This is a genomic window from Gordonia sp. YY1, assembly GCF_009872315.1.
Classification (GTDB): Bacteria; Actinomycetota; Actinomycetes; order Mycobacteriales; family Mycobacteriaceae; genus Gordonia; species Gordonia amicalis.
This window is the reverse complement of record NZ_WXYI01000005.1, coordinates 281,513-301,925: the sequence shown is the minus strand read 5'-3', so window position 1 is coordinate 301,925 and position 20,413 is coordinate 281,513. Positions and strand designations below refer to the sequence as shown.

Annotated in this window: 14 protein-coding genes and 1 pseudogene; 13 read left to right on the top strand and 2 right to left on the bottom strand. The window is 67.5% G+C overall.

Annotated features, from left to right (window positions below):
• Positions 1 to 621, top strand: a complete 621-nt coding sequence (locus BPODLACK_RS09980) for a nitroreductase family protein (RefSeq protein WP_024499985.1) — start codon at positions 1 to 3, stop codon at positions 619 to 621.
• 17 nt (positions 622 to 638) lie between these two features.
• Positions 639 to 1,280: a TetR/AcrR family transcriptional regulator gene (locus tag BPODLACK_RS09975; RefSeq protein ID WP_006436144.1), complete on the top strand. Its 642-nt coding sequence runs from the start codon at positions 639 to 641 to the stop codon at positions 1,278 to 1,280.
• On the opposite strand, the gene BPODLACK_RS09970 is transcribed toward BPODLACK_RS09975, so the two are convergent.
• Complete coding sequence (locus BPODLACK_RS09970; protein WP_006436145.1) at positions 1,281 to 2,927, bottom strand: class I adenylate-forming enzyme family protein; 1,647 nt, start codon at positions 2,925 to 2,927, stop codon at positions 1,281 to 1,283. It lies immediately after the preceding gene.
• 96 nt (positions 2,928 to 3,023) lie between these two features.
• Between BPODLACK_RS09970 and BPODLACK_RS09965 the strand changes: the two genes are divergently transcribed.
• The 7 genes and pseudogenes from BPODLACK_RS09965 (at position 3,024) to BPODLACK_RS09930 (ending at position 10,838) form a co-directional block, all read left to right on the top strand.
• The gene (locus tag BPODLACK_RS09965; RefSeq protein ID WP_024499986.1) at positions 3,024 to 3,863 is read left to right on the top strand and encodes a TetR family transcriptional regulator; all 840 of its coding nucleotides are present in this window, start codon (positions 3,024 to 3,026) and stop codon (positions 3,861 to 3,863) included.
• 272 nt (positions 3,864 to 4,135) lie between these two features.
• Positions 4,136 to 5,110, top strand: coding sequence for a cyclase family protein (locus BPODLACK_RS09960; protein WP_006436147.1), 975 nt, complete (start codon positions 4,136 to 4,138; stop codon positions 5,108 to 5,110).
• Positions 5,111 to 5,150: 40 nt separating this feature from the next.
• The gene (locus BPODLACK_RS09955) at positions 5,151 to 6,812 is read left to right on the top strand and encodes a class I adenylate-forming enzyme family protein (RefSeq protein ID WP_006436148.1); all 1,662 of its coding nucleotides are present in this window, start codon (positions 5,151 to 5,153) and stop codon (positions 6,810 to 6,812) included.
• Positions 6,809 to 8,044 carry an acyl-CoA dehydrogenase family protein gene (locus BPODLACK_RS09950; RefSeq protein ID WP_006436149.1) on the top strand — a complete coding sequence of 412 codons (1,236 nt, stop codon included), beginning with the start codon at positions 6,809 to 6,811 and terminating at the stop codon, positions 8,042 to 8,044. The genes BPODLACK_RS09955 and BPODLACK_RS09950 overlap by 4 nt, the downstream gene beginning before the upstream one ends.
• A gap of 106 nt (positions 8,045 to 8,150) precedes the next feature.
• Positions 8,151 to 9,048 (top strand): annotated as a pseudogene (locus BPODLACK_RS23530) (DUF222 domain-containing protein); the annotation flags it as partial.
• Positions 9,049 to 9,349: 301 nt separating this feature from the next.
• Entirely contained in the window at positions 9,350 to 10,042 is a 693-nt protein-coding gene (locus tag BPODLACK_RS09935) for a DUF5336 domain-containing protein (protein WP_006436152.1), read from the top strand.
• The gene (locus BPODLACK_RS09930) at positions 10,023 to 10,838 is read left to right on the top strand and encodes a N5-glutamine methyltransferase family protein (protein WP_051349674.1); all 816 of its coding nucleotides are present in this window, start codon (positions 10,023 to 10,025) and stop codon (positions 10,836 to 10,838) included. The genes BPODLACK_RS09935 and BPODLACK_RS09930 overlap by 20 nt, the downstream gene beginning before the upstream one ends.
• 187 nt (positions 10,839 to 11,025) lie before the next feature.
• Here BPODLACK_RS09930 and BPODLACK_RS09925 read toward each other — a convergent pair whose 3' ends face one another.
• Complete coding sequence (locus tag BPODLACK_RS09925) at positions 11,026 to 14,604, bottom strand: indolepyruvate ferredoxin oxidoreductase family protein (RefSeq protein ID WP_024499988.1); 3,579 nt, start codon at positions 14,602 to 14,604, stop codon at positions 11,026 to 11,028.
• A gap of 331 nt (positions 14,605 to 14,935) precedes the next feature.
• On the opposite strand from BPODLACK_RS09925, the gene BPODLACK_RS09920 reads away from it, so the two are divergent.
• From BPODLACK_RS09920 to BPODLACK_RS09905, 4 genes are all read left to right on the top strand, one after another.
• Entirely contained in the window at positions 14,936 to 16,516 is a 1,581-nt protein-coding gene (locus tag BPODLACK_RS09920) for a carboxyl transferase domain-containing protein (protein WP_006436155.1), read from the top strand.
• A gap of 59 nt (positions 16,517 to 16,575) precedes the next feature.
• Positions 16,576 to 18,645 carry an acetyl/propionyl/methylcrotonyl-CoA carboxylase subunit alpha gene (locus tag BPODLACK_RS09915; RefSeq protein ID WP_159405190.1) on the top strand — a complete coding sequence of 690 codons (2,070 nt, stop codon included), beginning with the start codon at positions 16,576 to 16,578 and terminating at the stop codon, positions 18,643 to 18,645.
• Between the two features lie 123 nt (positions 18,646 to 18,768).
• On the top strand, positions 18,769 to 19,914 hold the full coding sequence (locus tag BPODLACK_RS09910) for an acyl-CoA dehydrogenase family protein (RefSeq protein ID WP_006436157.1): 1,146 nt from the start codon (positions 18,769 to 18,771) through the stop codon (positions 19,912 to 19,914).
• Positions 19,911 to 20,411, top strand: a complete 501-nt coding sequence (locus tag BPODLACK_RS09905) for a MaoC family dehydratase (RefSeq protein ID WP_006436158.1) — start codon at positions 19,911 to 19,913, stop codon at positions 20,409 to 20,411. The genes BPODLACK_RS09910 and BPODLACK_RS09905 overlap by 4 nt, the downstream gene beginning before the upstream one ends.
• The last annotated feature ends 2 nt before the right edge of the window (positions 20,412 to 20,413 follow it).

Sequence of the window (20,413 nt, the reverse complement as noted above, 5' to 3'; positions counted from 1 at the left end):
ATGACCGAACTCCTGCCCCTGGATCCCGACCAGCTGCTCACGACGACGCGCTCGGTGCGCAAACGCCTCGACTACGACCGCCCCGTCCCCCTCGACGTGGTCAAGGAGGCGCTCGAGGTCGCATTGCAGGCGCCGACCGGGAGCAACAGCCAGACCTGGCACTGGATCGTGCTGACCGACCCTGAGCTCAAGCAGAAGGTCGCCGACTACTACGCGCAGTCCTTCTCCCACTACTACGCCGCCCAGCAGCCGCGCGACGAGACCGGCAAGCGGGTCGCGTCGAGCGCGCAATACCTCGCCGACACGATGGGTCAGGTTCCGGTGCTGGTCATGGGTGCCATCTACACCGGCGGTGACCTGCCCGAGGGCAACCAGGCCGGCGTCTGGGGCTCGCTGCTGCCCGGCGCCTGGAGCCTGCAGCTCGCCCTGCGCGCCCGCGGCCTGGGCTCGGCGTGGACCACGCTGCACCTCGCCCACGAGAAGGAGATCGCCGAATTGCTCGGCATCCCGGCGGGCATCCACCAGGGCGTCCTGCTGCCGGTGGCCTACTACACGGGCACCGACTTCAAGCCGGCTCCGCGCAAGCCCCTCGACTCGGTGCTTCACATCGACGGCTGGTGAGTAGAGTGCGGATCACCATGTCCGCAACGAGTGACACACCTCCGGTCGAGGCGGGGGACGACCCCCGCCCGCCGACGCGTCGCACCCAGGCCAAGGCGGCCCGCCGCGCCGAGCTGCTCACCGCGGCGGCCCGGCAGATGGCCGAACGCGGATTCGCCGGGGTGCGTCTAGAGGACATCGGGCGCGCGGTCGGGGTGAGCGGGCCCGCCATGTACCGGCACTTCTCGTCCAAGACCGAACTACTGGACGAGATGCTCGTCGACATCAGTCAACGGCTGCACGACGGCGGCGCCGAGGTCGTCGACCGCGGTGGACCGCCGTCCCAGACGTTGTTGGCGCTCATCGGTTTTCACATCGACGTGCTCGTCACGAAACCCGATCTGATCGTGGTCCAGGACCGGGACCTGTCGTCGACGACACCCGAGGCCAATCACCGGGTCCGACTGCTGCAGCGGCGATATGTCGAACGCTGGGTCGACGTCGTGATCGCCGTCTACGAGGGGGAGGGCCGCACCATGGACCGGGCCGAGGCCCGCGTCCGCGTGCACGCGACGTTCGGCCTGCTGAACTCCTCACCGCGGTTGCCCGACTACGACGAGACGCAACTGCAGCGTCTGCTCACGGCGATGGCCTTGGCCGCGCTCGGCTGCCGAGTCTGATCAGCGGAGCTCGCGGCGCAACACCTTGCCGGTCGCGCTGCGCGGGAGGGCGCCGACGATCTCGATCTCGCGCGGATACTTGTACGCCGCCATCCGTTTGCGGCAGAACTCGATGAGTTCGGTCGCGCTGACCTCCGCGCCCGGTTGCAGGGCGACGTAGGCACGCGTCGACTCGCCACGGTAGTCGTCGGGGATCCCGACCACCGCCGTCTCGCGTACCGCCGGGTGTGATTGCAGCACCTGTTCGATCTCGAACGGCCAGATCTTGTACCCGGACGCGTTGATCAGGTCGTTGCTGCGGTCGATGACGTAGAACCAGCCGTCGGCGTCCATGAATCCCACGTCGCCGGTGCGCATCTCGCCGTTCATCAGTGCCGAGCCGCCATCGTCGACCTGGCCCCAGTAGCCGGCGGCGATCTGCGGTCCGGCCGTGACGATCTCACCGAACGTCCCCGGTGGCACCGGGTCCCCGTTCTCGTCGACGACCCGGGCCGTCGTGTCGAAGATCGGCAGACCCACCGAGAGAGCACCGGTTTCGGGGTCGACCGGCGCGAGGACACCGGGCGGGACCATGTGTGTCGGCGACGTCGACTCGGTCTGGCCGTACACGTTGTGGATCATCCCGCCGAGACGTTCGGCGACCCGATCGGCGACCTCGGGTGGTACCGGTGCGCCACCCGAATAACGGAGGCGGAGTGAGCTGAACGCCTCGGGCGACGCGTCGGGGTGATCGGCGAGCGCGATGTACGCGGTGATCGCGGCGACGGAGAAGGCCGGACGCCAGACGCGCACGGCGTCGAGGACCAGACCGGCGTCGAAACGGTGGGTGAGGATGACTGGCGATCGCAGGGACAGCGCCAGCATCACCGAGCCCACCAGCCCGGTGACGTGGAAGACCGGCGACATGCACAGGATCGGTTCGCCGGACTCCAGACCGGTCCAGTCGCGATATGCCTGCGCGCTGAACGCGAGATTGCGGTGCATCAGCTTGGCGCCCTTGGGCGGACCGGTGGTGCCCGACGTCGGAGCCAGTACGGCGACGTCGTCCGGTGCGGGCACGTGCCGACTCACCTCGCGCGAACCCGTGGCGATCAGGTCGAGGAGTTCGACGGTCCCGGCGGCGGCCGGTACCCGGGACACCTCGAACACGCGCCGGATATCGTCGTTGCCGGCGAAGTCGAGCGGGGAGACGGTGATGACGAGTCCGATGGACCCGGTCACCGCGATCTCATCGGCCACCTCCGCATGCAGGTTGTCGAGGACGAGCAGCGCGCTCGGCGTGAAATCGTCCAGCGCCCTACGGAACTCGGAACGCTTGTACATCGGACTGATGAGCGCGGCGACGCCACCCGTCTTCCAGGCCGCGAGAAGCCCGAGGACGATCGACGGTCCGTTCTGCACGGCGATGCCCAACCGGTCGCCGGTCGCGAAACCGTGTGCCTGTAGAGCGTGCGCGAGGGCGTCGGATGCGGCGTCGAGGTCGGCCCAGCTGAGGGTCGCGCCGAAGTAGCGGATCGCCGGACCGTCCGGCGCCGCCGCGAGGGCCGCGTCGAACATGTCGAGCGGGGACCCGAATTCGACATCGAGGTGCTCGGACAGTCCGGACGGGTAGTGGGCCAGCCAGGGACGGCTCTCGTAGGCGTTCATGCGTAGGTGCGTTCGGCGTGACGCGCGGGAAGCGACAGGTTGTGGACCACGAGACGAGTCTACGAAAAACAGGCGGCTCCCCATAAGCTGTTCAGCGTGGTCGAACAACCGGTGACCGACAGCGGCGCCGCCGTGCGCGAGTTGCGCAAGCAGGCGGGCGTGACGCTGCGCGGACTGGCGGCCGGTATCGGGGTGAGCGTCGGGACGATGAGTGCCATCGAGAACGGCAAGGTCGGGCTCACCGTCGACCGCCTGCGCGAGATCGCGCAGTGCCTGGACGTGCCCGTCGCCCGTTTCCTCGAGCCACCGGGATCGGCGAACACCGCCCCCGAGGGAGACCCGGCGGACTGGCGTGTGTTCACACCGCTGACGCTCGACCCGGTGCTGGAGTCGGCGATCGACGTCTTCGAGGAACTCGGCTACCACGGCGCGACGATGCGACTGATCGCCGCCGGAGCCGACATCAGCGTCGCCGGGATCTACCACCACTACCCGAGCAAACAGCATCTGCTCGTGGCACTGGTCAACATTGCACACGCTGACCTGGCGCAACGCCTCGACGCGGCCGGTGACGGCGTCGACGCGGTGACGGCCTTCGCGAACATGGTGGAGGCGCTGACCCTGTTCCACGTCGAGCGACGCGCGCTGGCGCTGGTCCTGGCGACCGAGCTGCGCCGCCTCGAGGAACCCAATCGGACGCACCTGCAGGCGTCGATGGCGCAGATCGAGGGGCGCCTCCTCGATACGGCTCGACGCGCCGCCGACCTCGGCTCGTTCCGGTCCGGGGACCTGTCGGTGGCGACCAAGGCCATCGTCACGATGTGCATGGCCGTTCCGACCTGGACCGACGACGCCGACGCGGTGCAGGGCCGTCGTATCGCCCGTCAGTACGCGAGTCTCGCGCTCGACATGGTGGGCTTCCACTCCGGCCACTAGGTGTCCCCAACTCGTCGTCGTGCATGCCGGGAGACACGCCCCGGTGGGTGAATGTTCAGTGTTCCTGAACTCACCGTCTGTACTGGGCTTTCCCTCTCTTCATTGACAAACCCTGAGACATCACGGGTTTCGCCTCTTGACGGCGGTGTGATCGGGTGCGATGCTCGTCACAATGAACTTCCCGAGCGATCGCTCGAAAAGTTCAGTCCGCAACTTTCAGTTCGCGACCCGGAACCCCCGGTTCCGCTCAGGTTCGAATCAAAGGAGATGAGATGACCGAGATCGCTGCGCCGTCCATGGGAGACCTGCTGGGTGCCGACACCCCGTCGAACTGGGGCAAGTGGGGACCCGACGACGAGGTGGGCGCGCTGAACTACCTCGATGCGAGCGAGGTGCTGCGCGGTGTCGGGCACATCAAGTCGGGTGAGACCTTCACCCTGCAGATCGAGATGGGCCGCAAGGAGAGCCCCGGCGACCCGCTGTGGCCGGGCCGCGAGGGCATCAACCGCACCAACATCCTCGACGAGTCGTCGTGGGACGGTGAAGGCGCGCCGCAGTTCCCCGGTGGTCTGCACTACGCCGACGACACCGCGAACATCTTTCTGCAGGGCTCCACGCAGTACGACGCCCTCGGTCACGTCTGGTACGACGGCAAGCTCTACAACGGCTACGACGCCCGCAGCACCGTCGACGCGCTGGACAAGGCGTCCGTCCTGCCGATCGCCGAGAAGGGTGTCGTCGGCCGTGGCGTGCTGATCGACATGGCCCGCTACCGCGGCAAGAAGTACCTGGAGAAGGGTGAGACCTTCGACCACAACGACCTCGAAGCCGCCGCTGCCGCACAGGGTGTCACCATCGAGCCGCACGACGTCCTGATCATCCGCACCGGATGGCTGACCTACTGGTACGAGCTGAACAACCCGGAGGAGTTCTACGACGGCTTCTGCGAGCCCGGCCTGACCTACTCCCGTGAGCTGGTGCAGTGGTTCCAGGACAAGGAAATCCCGAACCTGGTCACCGACACCATCGCCAACGAGGTCACCACCGATCCGGAATCCGGTGTGGCACTTCCTCTTCACAACGCCCTCATGCGCAACCTGGGTGTCGTGTTCACCGAGATCGTCTGGCTCGAGGAGCTCGCCGAGGCGTGCGCGGCCGACAACCGCTGGAGCTTCCTCTACGTCGCGGCTCCGCTCAAGGTCGTCAGCGGCACCGGTGCGCCGGTGAACCCCGTCGTCATCCGTTGAGCAACAACCTGAGTCATTCGCTGAAAGAGGAACGTCAGACATGAGTGTCTACGACGAGAAGGTGTGGCTGCGCCACTACCGCGAGCAGGATCTCGCGCCGCGGACCATCGAATTCGACACCGCGCTGGACATGTTCGCGGCCACGGTCGCGCGCAACCCGGAAGCCGGCCTGATCCGCTACTTCGACGGATCGATCACGGCCGGTGAGCTCGACGAGCTCACCGACGCGTTCGCCGTCGGCATCCTGGATCTCGGGTTCACTCCGGGCGACCGTGCAGTGGTCTATGCCCAGAACATCCCGCAGTTCGTCATCGCGCAACTCGGCATCTGGAAGGCCGGCGGTATCGCCGTTTCGGCCAACCCGATGTACCGCAGTCGTGAACTCGCCGAGATCCTCGTCGATTCCGGTGCGACCGTGCTGGTCGCGATGCAGCAGCTGTACCGCGACGTCGCGCAGGAAGCATTGCGCGACAACGAGACCGCGGTGCGGACCGTGATCACGACCTCGGAGCTGGAGTACCAGAGCGCGAACAGCGGAACCCTGGCCGGGGTTGAGAAGATCGAGTGCCCCGATACGGTGGACCTGGCGGCGATGCTGGCGAAGTACCGCGGTCAGCGGCCGCCGAAGCCCGACCTGACCGGCGACAGCGTTGCGTTCCTGACCTACACGTCGGGAACCACCGGGCCGCCCAAGGGCGCGATGACCACTCATCGCAACGTCGTCTTCAACGCGCAGACCTACCGCGACTGGGTCGGCGTCGATGCCGATGACGTGATCCTCGGTGTGGCACCGCTCTTCCACATCACCGGTCTCATCGCGCACATCGCACTCGCCGAGCTGACCGGTGCGCCGCTGGTGCTGATGTACCGGATGGACCCGGCGGACACCATCGCGACGATCGCGCGGGAGAAGGCGACCTTCACGGTCGGCTCGATCACGGTGTTCATCGCGCTGATGAACGTGCCGGACGTCGACCCGGCGTCGCTCGCGAGCCTGTCGAAGATCTACTCCGGCGGGGCGCCGATCCCGCCGAGCACGATCGCCGAGTTCCAGCAGCGGTTCGGGCACTACATCCACAACGTGTACGGCCTGACCGAAACCACCTCGCCGTCGCATGCGGTTCCGTTCGGGGTCACGGCCCCGGCCGACGAGGAGACCGGCGCCACCTCGGTGGGAGTTCCCGTCTACGACACGATCGTCCGGATCATCGACGAGCAGGGCAACGACCTGCCCGCCGGCGAGGTCGGCGAGCTGGTCACGGCCGGACCGCAGGTGGTCGCGGGCTACTGGAACAAGCCGGAGGCCACCGCCAAGGGCATCCCGAACGGCACACTGCACACCGGCGACGTCGGATACATGGACGCCGAGGGCTGGTTCTACATCGTCGACCGCAAGAAGGACCAGATCAACACCAGCGGTTTCAAGGTGTGGCCTCGCGAGGTCGAAGACGTTCTGTACGAGCACCCGTCGGTTCGGGAGGCGGCCGTCATCGGTGTGCCGGACTCGTACCGCGGCGAGACCGTGAAGGCGTTCGTGAGTCTGCGACCCGGCACCGACGCCACGCCGGAGGAGCTGATCGATCACTGCAAGACGCGGATGGCGGCGTACAAGTACCCGCGTGAGGTCGTGGTGATGGCCGACATCCCCAAGACGGCCACCGGCAAGCTGCTGCGTCGCGAACTCCGGACGGTGTCACAGTGATTCGTCCGGATCTGACCGTCCGCACTCCGTCCGAGACCCTCGACCTCCGGCCGTCGGCGAGGGCGCTCGAACTGCGGGATGAACTCATCGCGTTCATGCACTCCGACGTCTTCCCGGCGGAGGAGCGCTATGAACACGAGCGTGGTGTCGCCGGCCCCGACGACCACGACGTCCCGGCGGTCGTCGAAGAGCTGAAGCAGAAGGCGCGGGCGCGTGGGCTGTGGAATCTGTTCCTGCCGTCGGAATCCGGGATCAGCCAGCTCGACTACGCCGGTCTGGCGGAGATCACCGGCTGGAGTCTGCATCTGGCTCCCGAGGCGATCAACGGTCAGGCGCCCGACACCGGCAACATGGAGTTGCTGCACCTGTTCGGCACCGACGAGCAGAAGAAGACGTGGCTCGAGCCGCTCCTCGACGGCACGATCCGGTCGGCGTTCTCGATGACCGAGAAGGACGTCGCGAGTTCCGACGCGACGAACATCGAGACCAGCATCGACCGCGACGGCGACTCCTACGTCATCAACGGCCGGAAGTGGTGGACGAGTGGCGCGGCCGACCCGCGCTGCAAGCTGCTCATCGTGATGGGTAAGACCGATCCCGAGGCCGCAACCCATCGGCAGCAGTCGATGGTGCTGGTCCCGATCGACACCCCGGGAGTCACCGTGGTGCGCGACGTGCCGGTGTTCGGTCGTCACGACCAGCACGGCCACGTCGAGGTCGTGTACGAGAACGTCCGTGTCCCCGTCGAGTACCTGCTCGGTGAGGAAGGCGCCGGATTCGCCATGGCGCAGACGCGACTCGGGCCGGGTCGCATCCACCACTGCATGCGCGCGCTGGGCGCCGCCGAACGAGCCCTGCACCACCTGGTCCAGCGGTCGAAGGGGCGCGTCGCCTTCGGTAAGCCGTTGGCCGAGCAGGGTGTCGTCCAACAGCAGATCGCCGAGTCGCGCATCGCGATCGACCAGGCGCGCCTGCTGTGCCAGCTGGCCGCCAAGACGATCGACGAACTCGGAAACAAGGCTGCCGCACCGTATGTCTCGGCAGCCAAGGTGTCGGTGCCGCGGGTGGCGCTCGAGGTCATCGACCGTGCGATCCAGGTCCACGGTGGCGCGGGTGTCAGCGACGACGTGCCACTGGCCGCGATGTACGGATGGCACCGCGCGATGCGCATCTTCGACGGTCCCGACGAGGTGCATCTCCGCACGATCGCCAAGTCGGAACTGCGACGCTGACCGTTCCCGCGTAGCCGTTTCCTTCTCGCAGCGACTGTTTCCTTCCCGCCTATTGGATCTGACAGGCGGGAGGGAAGCGGTCGCGCGGGAACGGGCGATGTAGATCCGCCTGTCGGGTGAAGCTGTCGACGCCATCGTGCGTGGAATAATCGCTATCGAGAAGCGCTCACCCGCAACGGTTTCCGAGGGCGATCGTGCCGACTACGAAACCGAACTCCTCACCCAAGCCCTGTCCGGTGCCACACCTGCGGAGATCCAAAAACACGCGCAAACGATCGGCAACACTATCGCCGACGAGAAGGGCGGCATCCCCGCCTGCGACGACCGAGCCTCGGACACCCTGTCGCACCACCTGACTGACGACAGTCGCGTCGAGATCCACGCCAACGTGACCCAGGCCGTGGGTGAGAAGTTCATCGCCATGATCGACGAACGCTCCACCCCGCGACCCGAACCCGACGGCAGCGAGGACCGACGATCGCCAGGCCAGCGTCGTTCCGACGCCCTCGAGACCCTGCTGGATCACCCAGAACCCAGACACTGCTCACCATTCCCGCCGACGGCAGCAATCCCGCGTTCCTGCCCTGGACCGGGTCGACAACCCAGGCGACCGCGAAACGACTGTCGTGCGACGGAACTCTGACCGAGATCATCATCGACGGCGAGACCGTGCCCCTGGCCATGGGCCGCGAACGACGACTGTTCCCCGCCCACCTGCGTAAGGCGATCATCGTCCGCGACGAGAACTGCATCAAATGCGGTGCGCCGCCATCACACACCCAGGTGCATCACATCCAACACTGGTCCGACGACGGTGATACCGACCTCGACAACGGCTGCCTGCTCTGCCGACGCTGCCACACCCAGATCCACCACAACGGCTGGGACATCATGATGGGCTTCGACCGCCACCCTGGCTGATCCCACCGGCTGACATCGACCCCCGACGTCAGGCACTACCCGCCTACAACCGACGCACCATGCGACTCGACGACGCCGCCTGACACACAGAGACTTTCGCGCAGCAGGGTTTCGATACGGCTCGTCGCAAGCTCCTCACCTACTCAACCAGCAGAGGCACCCGGCGATCAGCCGGGACCGCATCCGTTCCTTGACAACTCCACAGTGTGAACACGGCCCCCCGATCGGTGACCGCCGGCCTCGCGCGACGGGCTGGTGCCGCGTGGCGACCGGTCAAATGAATCTCGTCGGCGCTGGTGCACCGGGATGCGGGTCGGCTTACCCTTGCCGCAGGTCACGATGATGAGGCGCGGCCGTCAGGGGATGAAGGACGAGGAGTGTGCGGTGAATCCAGGCGATCCCAACCAGCAACAGGGCGGTCAGTGGTCGCCGGCCCCACAGGGTCCTCCGCCGTCCGGCGGTTTCCCCGGCAACCCGGGTGAGACCGCGCAGTTTCAGGGCGGTCCGCCCACCGGTGGGGTTCCCGGACAGCAGTGGGGTCCTCCGGGACCGCAGAACCAGTACCCGACCGGCGGCTGGGGTCCCGCACCCGGAATGGGTCCTCAGCGGATGGGCCCTCGTCCTGATCTGTCGGTGATCTTCGCGCTGGCGGCGGCGGTCGCCGGCGTCGTCACCTACTTCATGGGTTTCGTCAGCTGGGTCTCGGTGTCGGCGGGAGCCGAGCAGGAACTCGACCGGTGGGGTCGCGACTTCGAGGAAGGACGGGGCGGCATCCCGGCCTTCTTCTCCTACGAGATCGTGCTGAACCCGGGCAAGTTCTTCATCCTGCTCGGGGTGGTCGGGGTCGCGACGACGCTCGTGTTGGTTCCGAGATACCGGAAGGCGCTGCCGTTCCTCGCCGTGATCGCGCTCGCCGGTTGGCTGGCACTCTTCGCGTCCGCCCTGATCATGCCGCCGTTCCTCGACCTCGGCGCCGGCGCCATCGCGGGTCTGATCTTCGGATTCCTGCAGGTGGCGCTCCTGATGACCGCGTCGTTCTTGTACGGTCTCAAGAAGGATGACTCCACACCTTCCTGACGGACATGTGCAACCGGCGGGTCTCGTCGACGACCCGCTGGTGATTGCACTTCGTCGTGCCGGCTGCGTATTCGCCGAGGACGAGGCCGAGTTGCTCCGTCGACACGCCCTCGCAGCCGAACTCGACGATCTGCTCAGACGCCGGATCGCGGGTGAACCTCTCGAACACCTGCTCGGCTGGGTGCAGTTCGGAGGTCTCCGGCTCAGCGTCGGACCGGGTGTGTTCGTGCCGCGACAGCGGTCGCTGTTGTTGGCGCGAGAAGCCGTCACGGCTGCGGCGCAACGACGAGAACCAGTTGTCCTCGAGGCGTTCTGCGGGGTGGCACCGATCGCCTCGGCCGTGGCCGCGACGGTCGACGGCGCGCAGGTGCACGCCGCTGACATCGCCGCCGACGCGCTCGTCCATGCCCGCCGAAACCTGCCCGATCGCGCGCAGATCCATCACGGGATCGGCTTCGACGCGATACCCGCGTCGCTTCGCGGCCGCGTCGAGGTGATCGCTGCCGTCCCGCCGTACGTTCCCGAGCACGCCTTCGATCTGCTCGCCCCGGAAGCGCGCGACCACGAGCCCCGACGTGCCCTCACCGGAGGGGTGGACGGCCTCGATCACATCGAGGCGCTGATCGCCGATGCGCAGACGTGGCTGTCCGACGACGGAGTGCTGCTCGTCGAGATGAACGTCGCACAGTTCGACGCCGTCGCTGTTCGCGACGGGCACTCCAGCGCATTCGCACTCGACGCCGTCCCCGGCGACGACGGGCAGACCGTCGTCGCCGTCCTGCGACGGTGCCCCTGAGATCCGCCCCGGGAATCAGCCCCGGCCCGAAATACGCCCCCGTGATCCGCCCTCCAGCGCCCCACCGACGACGATACGTCGTCGGGTAGCCGCTGAGGGGTTGTTCTCCGGGGCGCATTTCGGGAGCGGGTGGTTTTCGGGGGCGGTTGTCAGGGGCGGTTTCCAGGACGCCGGGTCTGGCGGCCTGTCAGACGCCCAGGGCCTGACGCAGCCGGCTGACCTCTGCCCGGTACTTCTCGACGTTGCGCATCTTCACGCTCTCGTAGCCGCGCACCATGTCCGGCAACCCGGCGAGTTCGACGACGGTCGGCAGCTGCGACTCACCGACCTTCCCACTCGCCATCGCGGCCAGCAGTGCGTCGACCATCTCGCGGTACTCGACGATCAGCGCACGTTCGGTGCGGCGGATCTCGTTGCGGCCGAACGGGTCGAGTGCCGTCCCGCGAAGTCGCTTCATCGACGCGAGGGACTTCAGCGGCCGGTTCGCCCAGCCGCCGAGGGCCATCTTCTCGCGCATGCCCATCCGGCGCAGTGTCGGCGGATGCAGGCGAACGGCGACCTCTGCATCGTCACCGAACTCCTCGGCCACCTTCGCCGCGAACGCGGGGTCCTGCGTCAGCCGTGCCACCTCGTACTCGTCCTTGTACGCCATCAGCTTGTACAGGTTGCGCGCGACGGTGTCGGTCAACTCGTCACTGCCCACACCCCGGCGCACCCGCTCGACGACGCCGAGATACTCACGTGCGTAACGCTCGTCGGCGTAGGCCGTCAGCTCGTCGTAGCGGAGGGCGACGGTGCGTGCCTGCTCGTCGCCGAAACCGCCTGCACGGACGACGCCCATCGCGTGCTCGGACGGTTCGGGTTCCGCGGTCGCGGCACCATGCAGCGAGGCGATGGTCGCCGACACCGCGTCCGCGTCGGCAACTGCCTGACGCCCCCGTCGGAATGCCTGCACGTTGGCATCGACCGCGACCCCGTTCAGCTCGATCGCACGCTCGATCGACGAGGCCGAGATCGCCAGCGCCCCGGCCTGGTACGCGGCTCCCACCATGACCAAGTTGGCGAACTGCTCGTCACCGAAAAGGGCCGTCGACAATGCCCCGGAATCCAGGTAGAGGCCGCGTGTCACGTGAGCGTCGATCGCCGAATGGATCGCGGTCTCGGCGGGGAAGCCCACCGAGGTGTCGATGACCATGAGCCCGGTGGGCACCTGCGTCGTGGACACCACGGCGACGGTCTTCTCGGGGGCTGCGACCTTCAGGTTGACCGGGTCGGTTCCGACCAGCGGGTCGCAGACGAGGTAGAGGTCGCAGTCGTCGGTGGCCACCTTCGCCGCCTGTTCGACGTCGTACGGCGCGACCTTGATGTCGCTGACGACGGCGCCGCCCTTCTGCGCCAGGCCCGTCATGTCGACGGTGCGGGCGGCGTGACCGTCGAGCACCGCAGCCGTTGCCAGCACCTGAGACACCGTCACCACGCCGGTGCCGCCGATGCCGGTGATCCGCAGGGAGAAGGTGTCGCGCACCGCCGGGAGGGACGGTTCCGGCAGCAGCGCGTCGGGGATGTCGGTGGCGTGCGCCCGCGTCCGCGTCGCGCCCGGCGTGACGGTGACGAAGGAGGGGCAGTCGCCCTTCAGGCACGAATAGTCGAGGTTGCATGAACTCTGGTCGATCTGCGTCTTGCGTCCGAACTCGGTGTGCACCGGATGCACGGACAGGCAGTTCGACTTCTCACCGCAGTCGCCGCACCCCTCACAGATCCGCTCGTTGATCATCACGCGCGTGGTGGGGGTGGGCATGGTGCCGCGCTTGCGCTTACGGCGCTTCTCCGCGGCGCAGTGCTGGTCGTGGACGAGGACGGTCACACCGGGTACGCCGGCGAGTTCGGTCTGCACCTCGCCCAACTCGTCACGATGACGGACCTCCACGTCTCTCGGAAGGCCCAGTGCGCGAGTGCGTTTCGGGTCGTCGGAGGTCACGACGATCCGGTGGACGCCCTCGTCGAGCAGGAGGGACGTCAACCGCGGGAGGTCCATCGCCCCGACCGGGTCCTGGCCGCCGGTCATCGCGACCGTGCCGTTGTAGAGCAGTTTGTAGGTGATGTTCTCGCCGGAGGCGACTGCTGCCCGCAGCGCCAGCGAACCCGAGTGCATGAAGGTGCCATCACCGACGTTCTGCACGAAGTGGTCGGCCGACACGAACGGCGCCATACCGATCCACTGCGCGCCTTCGCCGCCCATCTGCGTGATGCCGGCGACATCGCCGACCTGGCGCGGGTCCATCAGCAGAACCATGGCGTGACAACCGATCCCGGCGCCGACGAGGGTGTCCTCGGAGACCTTGGTCGAGCTGTTGTGCGGGCACCCGGAACAGAAGTACGGCGTGCGGACCGCAAGGGGTAGTTCGATCCTTGTGCGACGCCGCGACCGCTGCTCGATCCACGCCTGCGCGGCGTCGACGTGATGCCGTGCGAGACGGTCGGCGAGACCGCGGGTCACGGCGTCGACGTCGAGTTCGCCGAACCGGGAGAACAGCGTCGAACCGTCCTCGTGGACCTTGCCGACGATGCGGGGTGCACGCGGGTGACGGAACAGGATGTCGCGCATCATCGTCTCGATGAAGTCGCGCTTCTCCTCGATGACGATGACCTCGTCGAGATCGCCTCTGGCGGTGTCGAACATGAAGCGGTTCAAGATGTCCCGCTCGATCGGATAGACCATCCCGAGCTTGAGGAGGCGGATGCCGAGACGACGCAGGTCGTCGTCGCTGATGTGCATGAGGCGCAGGGCTTCTCGAAGGTCGAGGTAGGTCTTGCCCGCGGCGACGATGCCGATCCGGTCGTCGGGTGTGGACACCACGATCTGGTTGATCCCGTTGAGCCGCGCGTACTCCTGCGCGCGGGGGATGCGGGTGGTGAGCTGATTCTGCTCGAGTTCCATCAGGTTGGTACCGAGAAGCCGGCCGCTCGGGACATGCGGGCTACGCCCGAGATCTCCATAGGTGGGGATGATCCGATCGGGATCCACGTGGGCGGTCGACGAGCCGTCGGCGACGTGGGCCGAGATCTTCAGCGAGGTCCACAGTCCGCTGACGCGACTCATGATCGCCGCGTGCACGCCGAGGTCGAGGATGTCCTGCGAGTCGGCGGGGTAGAGGATCGGGATGTAGAGGTCGGCCAGGGCCATCTCCGACGCGCACGGCACCGTCGAGGACTTGGCACCCGGATCGTCGCCGACCAGGGCCACCGCACCGCCGGACGGGTGCGTGCCGACCAGATTGGCGTGCCGGATCGCGTCGGTGGCGCGGTCGAGGCCGGGGGCCTTCCCGTACCAGTAGCCGACGACGCCGTCGCGGGACATACCGTCGGGAGCAGCGCTCAGCTCGGCAACCTGGGCGGCCACCTGCGAACCCATCACCGAGGTCGCGGCGATCTCCTCGTTCAGGCCGGGGCGGTGGACGATGTCGTAGGGCGCGAGGAGGTCGCGGCGACGAGCGAGTTCGAGGTCGTAACCGGCGAGGGGAGAGCCCTCGTAGCCGGAGATGAACGACGCGGTGGTCAGGTTCTGGCGGCGGTCGACGCGAGCGCGGTCGCGGACCATGCGGACCAGGGCCTGAATGCCGGAGAGGTAGATCGTGCCCGACTCACGGGTATAGCGGTCGTCGAGCGAGAACCCGTCAGGAAAGGGCTCGGACGAGCGTGTTGCCGACAAGCCGGTCTGTGGGGTCGGCACGTGCTGGAAGCGTGCGCGGTCGTCTGCGAGGGTCATGGGGTTACCTGGCCTTCTATGTACGGTGGCCGGTCCGGTCGTGCCGGGGATCGACGCATCGGTTGTGGCGGCCCGGGGGTGGTGGGCCTGCCATCACAGTACGAGATGACGTGACGCGCGTCACGTTGAATGGGGCCACGGTGCGGGGGCTTCGACGCGGTGCCTCGCTCCGCTCGGTACCGGCTCAGCCGGCGGGGGTGGCGGTTGGGGGGCTTCGACGCGGTGCCTCGCTTCGCTCGGTACCGGCTCAGCCGACGGGGAGGCGGGCGTGACACGGACCACTCCATGGCGTACGATTCCGTTCAGTTAATCCCTACTAACTGAAGGGTCGATGGTGACCAGCACGCTCGACGGCTTCCGGGCCGCGCACCAGCAGAATCTCGACCTGCTCAACCAGCGTCTGACGACGGTGTCCGCCGGCGGCGGGGCCAAGGCGCGCGAACGCCACGTCGCCCGCGGCAAGCTGCTGCCGCGCGACCGAGTCGACGGGCTGCTCGACGTCGGTTCGCCGTTCATCGAGGTGGCTCCCCTCGCCGCGTTCGGGATGTACGACGACAAGGCTCCGGCCGCGGGTGTCATCGCCGGCGTCGGCCGGGTGGCCGGCCGGGAATGCATGATCGTCGCCAATGACGCCACCGTGTCGGGCGGCACCTACTACCCGGTCACGGTGAAGAAGCACCTGCGCGCGCAGGAGATCGCCGCGGCCAACCGGTTGCCCTGCATCTACCTCGTCGACTCCGGCGGCGCGATGCTGCTGCAGCAGGACGAGGTCTTCCCGGATCGCGATCACTTCGGTCGCATCTTCTACAACCAGGCCACCATGAGCGCCGCGGGCATCCCGCAGATCGCCGCGGTCCTCGGTTCCTCGACCGCCGGCGGCGCCTACGTTCCGGCCATGAGCGACGAGACGGTCATCGTCCGCAATCAGGGCACCATCTTCCTCGCCGGACCGCCGCTGGTGAAAGCCGCCACCGGCGAAGACGTCTCGGCCGAGGACCTCGGCGGCGGCGCGATGCACTCCTCGGTCTCCGGCGTCACCGACCACCTCGTCGACAACGACCAGCAGGCGCTCGCTAAGGTCCGCGAGATCGTCGCCACCCTCGGTCCGCGTGAGGCGCCGCAGTGGGAGACCATCCCGGCGCGGGAGCCGCTCCGTCCGCAGACCGACATCTACGACGTCGTGCCCACCGATTCGCGCACGCCGTACGACGTGCGCGAGGTCATCGAGATCATCTGTGACGCCGGTGAATACACCGAGTTCAAGGCGAACTACGGCACGACCCTCGTCACCGCCTTCGCCCACATCCACGGTCACCCGGTGGGCATCATCGCCAACAACGGCGTACTCTTCAGCGAATCCGCCCTCAAGGGAGCGCATTTCATCGAGCTGTGCGATCAGCGTCGAATCCCGTTGATCTTCCTCCAGAACATCACCGGGTTCATGGTCGGCAAGGCCTACGAGGAGGGCGGCATCGCCAAGAACGGGGCCAAGATGGTCAACGCGGTCGCCTGCGCGCGTGTCCCGAAGTTCACCGTCATGGTCGGCGGCTCGTTCGGTGCCGGCAACTACTCGATGTGCGGCCGGGCCTACTCGCCGAGGTTCCTGTGGATGTGGCCCAACGCACGTATTTCCGTAATGGGTGGGCCGCAGGCCGCCGACACGCTGGGCACGGTGCGCCGCAACCAGATCGAGCGATCCGGGGACACCTGGCCGGCGGCGGACGAAGAGGCCTTCAAGGCGCCCATCCGGGAACAGTTCGAACGCCAGTCCGACGCCTACTATTCGACGGCCCGACTCTGGGACGACGGCATCGTCGACCCCGCCCAGACCCGCACGCTGCTCGGGCTCGCGCTCGAGACGGCGCGGTACGCGCCACTGGCCGACCCGCGCTACGGCGTCTTCCGGATGTGAGACCCGAGACCGAGATGCAATCGCCGAGTTCGACCACGACCCGCAGAGGACCCGAGACCGTGAGCACCAGACCCATTCGCAGCGTCCTGGTGGCGAACCGTGGTGAGATCGCCTGCCGGGTGATCGACACGCTGCGCCGCCTGGGAATCCGAAGTATCGCCGTCTACTCCGACGCGGATGCGCAAGCACGCCACGTCCGTGAGGCCGATGTCGCCGTCCGGATCGGACCGGCCGCCGCCTCACAGAGCTACCTCGACATCGAAGCCGTCGTCGACGCCGCACGCAAGACCGGAGCCGACGCCGTCCATCCCGGCTACGGATTCCTCTCGGAGAACCAGAAATTCGCTGCCGCGCTCGCGGACGCGGGCATCGTCTTCATCGGCCCGCCGGCCGAGGCCATCGCCACGATGGGCGACAAGATCACCGCACGCGCCGCTGTCACCGAGCGCGACGTACCGGTGGTTCCGGGACTCTCGCGTCCCGGTCTCACCGACGCCGACCTCATCGCCGCGGCCCCCGACATCGGCTTCCCCGTCCTCATCAAGCCGAGCGCCGGGGGTGGCGGCAAGGGGATGCACCGCGTCGCCGACCCCGCCGAACTGCCCGCGGCACTCCAGCGCGCACGACGCGAGGCGGGCGCCGCGTTCGGCGACGACGCCCTGTTCCTCGAACACTTCGTGGACACCCCGCGCCACATCGAGGTGCAGGTCCTCGCCGACACCCACGGCAACGTGATCCATCTCGGCGAACGTGAGTGCTCCCTGCAGCGCCGTCACCAGAAGGTCATCGAGGAGGCGCTGTCGGCGCTGCTCGACGCCGAGACCCGCGCCCGGATCGGCGAGGCCGCCTGCGACGCCGCGCGCAGCGTCGGCTACACCGGCGCCGGCACCGTCGAGTTCATCGTCTCGGCGCACAAGCCGGACGAGTTCTTCTTCATGGAGATGAACACCCGGCTGCAGGTCGAGCACCCGGTCACCGAACTCGTCACCGGAATCGACCTGGTTGAGCAGCAGATTCGCGTCGCCCGCGGTGAGGTGCTCGGCCTGGCCCAGGACGACATCGAGCTCACCGGCCACGCCATCGAGGCCCGCGTGTACGCCGAGGATCCCGCGCGCGGCTTCCTGCCGACCGGCGGCACCATCGAACATCTCGTCCATCCCGACACGTCGCCGGGAAGCGGCGTCCGCGTCGACTCCGCGATGCTGGCGGGTCTGCGCGTCGGCAGCGACTACGATCCGATGCTCGCCAAGATCATCGCGCACGGCAGCGATCGTGAGGAGGCTCTCGAACGACTGGACCAGGCACTGGCGCACACTCGCGTCCTCGGTGTCGTCACCAACATCGACTTCTGCCGCTTCGTCCTGCGTCAGCAGGCCGTCGTCGACGCCGAACTCGACACCGAGCTCCTCGATCGTCTCGTCACCGATTACGCAGTGCCGCAACCTTCTCCGGAGGCGCAGGTCCTCGTCGGCCTCGCCCGCATCGGCACCCGGGACCGCGGTGACGTCTGGTCCTCGTCCGTCGGGTGGCGCGTCGGCGAACCCGCGCCGGTGGTGACCAGACTCGTGAGCGGCGGACATCACTCCACCGTCTCGATCCGCGTTGAACGTGCTGACGCGCACTCTGTTTCGGGAACAGCCACGGTCACCGCGGAGGGTGTCGAAGGCGACGCGTCGTGGTCCGCCGACGTCGTCTACCTGCCCGCGCGGCCAGGTGACGGCCCGAACTCCGACCGGCTCATCGTCGACGGGATCAGTCAATCGTGGTCGTCGACGCTGATCGGCGAATCCTGGTGGGTGTCGGGCCCGTCCGGCGCGTGGGTCCTCGACCTGGCCCGCCCGCTCCTCGACGAGGCCGCCGACGAACGGGCCGGCGAGATCGTCAGCCCGATGCCGGGCACCGTCGTCGCCGTGGGTGTCACCTCCGGCGACGAGGTGAGCAGCGGCGCATCCGTCGTGGTCGTCGAGGCGATGAAGATGGAACACGCCCTGACCGCGCCGGTCGACGGGACCGTCGATATCACGGTGTCGGTGGGTGACAAAGTGGATGCCGGACAGATCCTCGCCGTGGTCACGCCGGCTTCGGTGGCCGATCCGAAAGAACCCGTCGATGCCACCGCCCCTTCGTGACGGCCCTCCGCAGGCTCCGGGCCTCCTCAGGGAGCGAAGGGGTGACGGCCCTCCGCAAGCGACGAGCCTCGAAGGGCTCGGAACCAACCGAACACCAAAGTGACAAGAGCGAATAGGACTCTCATGGAACTCACGCAGGAGTACACCGACCTCATCGAGACGGTGCGCGACTTCGCGCAGACCGTGGTGGCGCCGGTGGCCGCGAAACACGATGCCGACCACACCTTCCCGTATGAGGTCATCGCCCAGATGGGCAAGATGGGGCTCTTCGGGCTGCCGTTCCCCGAGGAGTACGGGGGCATGGGCGGTGACTACTTCGCGCTGGCCCTCGCGCTGGAAGAACTCGGCAAGGTCGACCAGTCCGTGGCCATCACCCTCGAGGCCGGGGTGAGCCTGGGTGCGATGCCGATCTATCGTTTCGGCACCGAGGAGCAGAAGCAGCAGTACCTGCCCGACCTCACCGCCGGCACGGCACTCGCCGGTTTCGGCCTGACCGAACCGGGTGCGGGCTCCGACGCCGGTGCCACCGCGACCACCGCCCGCGACGACGGTGACTCATGGATCATCAACGGCGGCAAGCAGTTCATCACCAATTCGGGCACCGACATCACCTCGCTGGTGACGGTCACCGCGGTGACCGGGGTCAAGGAGAACGGCAAGAAGGAGATCTCGACGATCATCGTGCCGTCGGGAACGCCCGGATTCACCGCCGAACCGGCCTACAACAAGGTCGGCTGGAACGCCTCGGACACCCATCCGCTCACGTTCACCGACGTGCGGGTGCCCAAGGAGAACCTGCTCGGCGAACGCGGGCGCGGCTACGCCAACTTCCTGTCGATCCTCGACGAGGGACGCATCGCGATCGCCGCCCTCGCCACCGGTGCCGCACAGGGTTGCGTCGACGAAAGCGTCAAGTACGCCAAGGAGCGTCAGTCGTTCGGCAAGCCGATCGGGGAGTACCAGTCGGTGTCCTTCGCCATCGCCCGGATGGAGGCGCGGGCGCACGTCGCGCGGACCGCCTACTACGACGCGGCGGCGAAGATGCTGGCAGGCAAGCCCTTCAAGAAGGAGGCGTCGATCGCGAAGCTGGTGGCCAGCGAGGCGGCGATGGACAACGCGCGCGTCGCCACCCAGATCCACGGCGGCTACGGATTCATGAACGACTACCCGGTCGCGCGCCACTACCGCGACTCCAAGATCCTCGAGATCGGCGAAGGCACCACCGAGGTGCAGCTGATGCTCATCGCCCGAGAATTGGGATTCGCATGAGCGAGACCGACCAGACACCCGTGAACCGCGTCGTCCAGCGCGGACTCTGGTTCGAGGAGTTCACCGAGGGCACACTCTACGAACACCGGCCGGGCCGCACCGTGACCGAGGCCGACAACGTGCTGTTCACCACGCTCACCATGAACACCCAGGCCCTGCACCTCGACGCCGCCTGGTCGGCGCAGCAAGCCGGCTTCGGTGGACAGCGCCTGATCAACTCGATGTTCACGCTGTCCACGATCGTGGGCCTGTCGGTCAGCCAGCTGACACAGGGCACACTGGTGGCCAACCTCGGATTCTCCGAGGTCGCGTTCCCCGCGCCGCTGTTCGCCGGTGACACGTTGTACGCCGAGACCCTGTGCACCGGTAAACGCGAATCCCGGTCGAGGCCGGGGGAGGGCGTGGTGAACTTGACCCACATCGGACGCAATCAGCACGGCGAGGTCGTCGCGCGAGCCGCGCGGGCCACGTTGGTGCGCAAGCAACCTACGGAGTGACG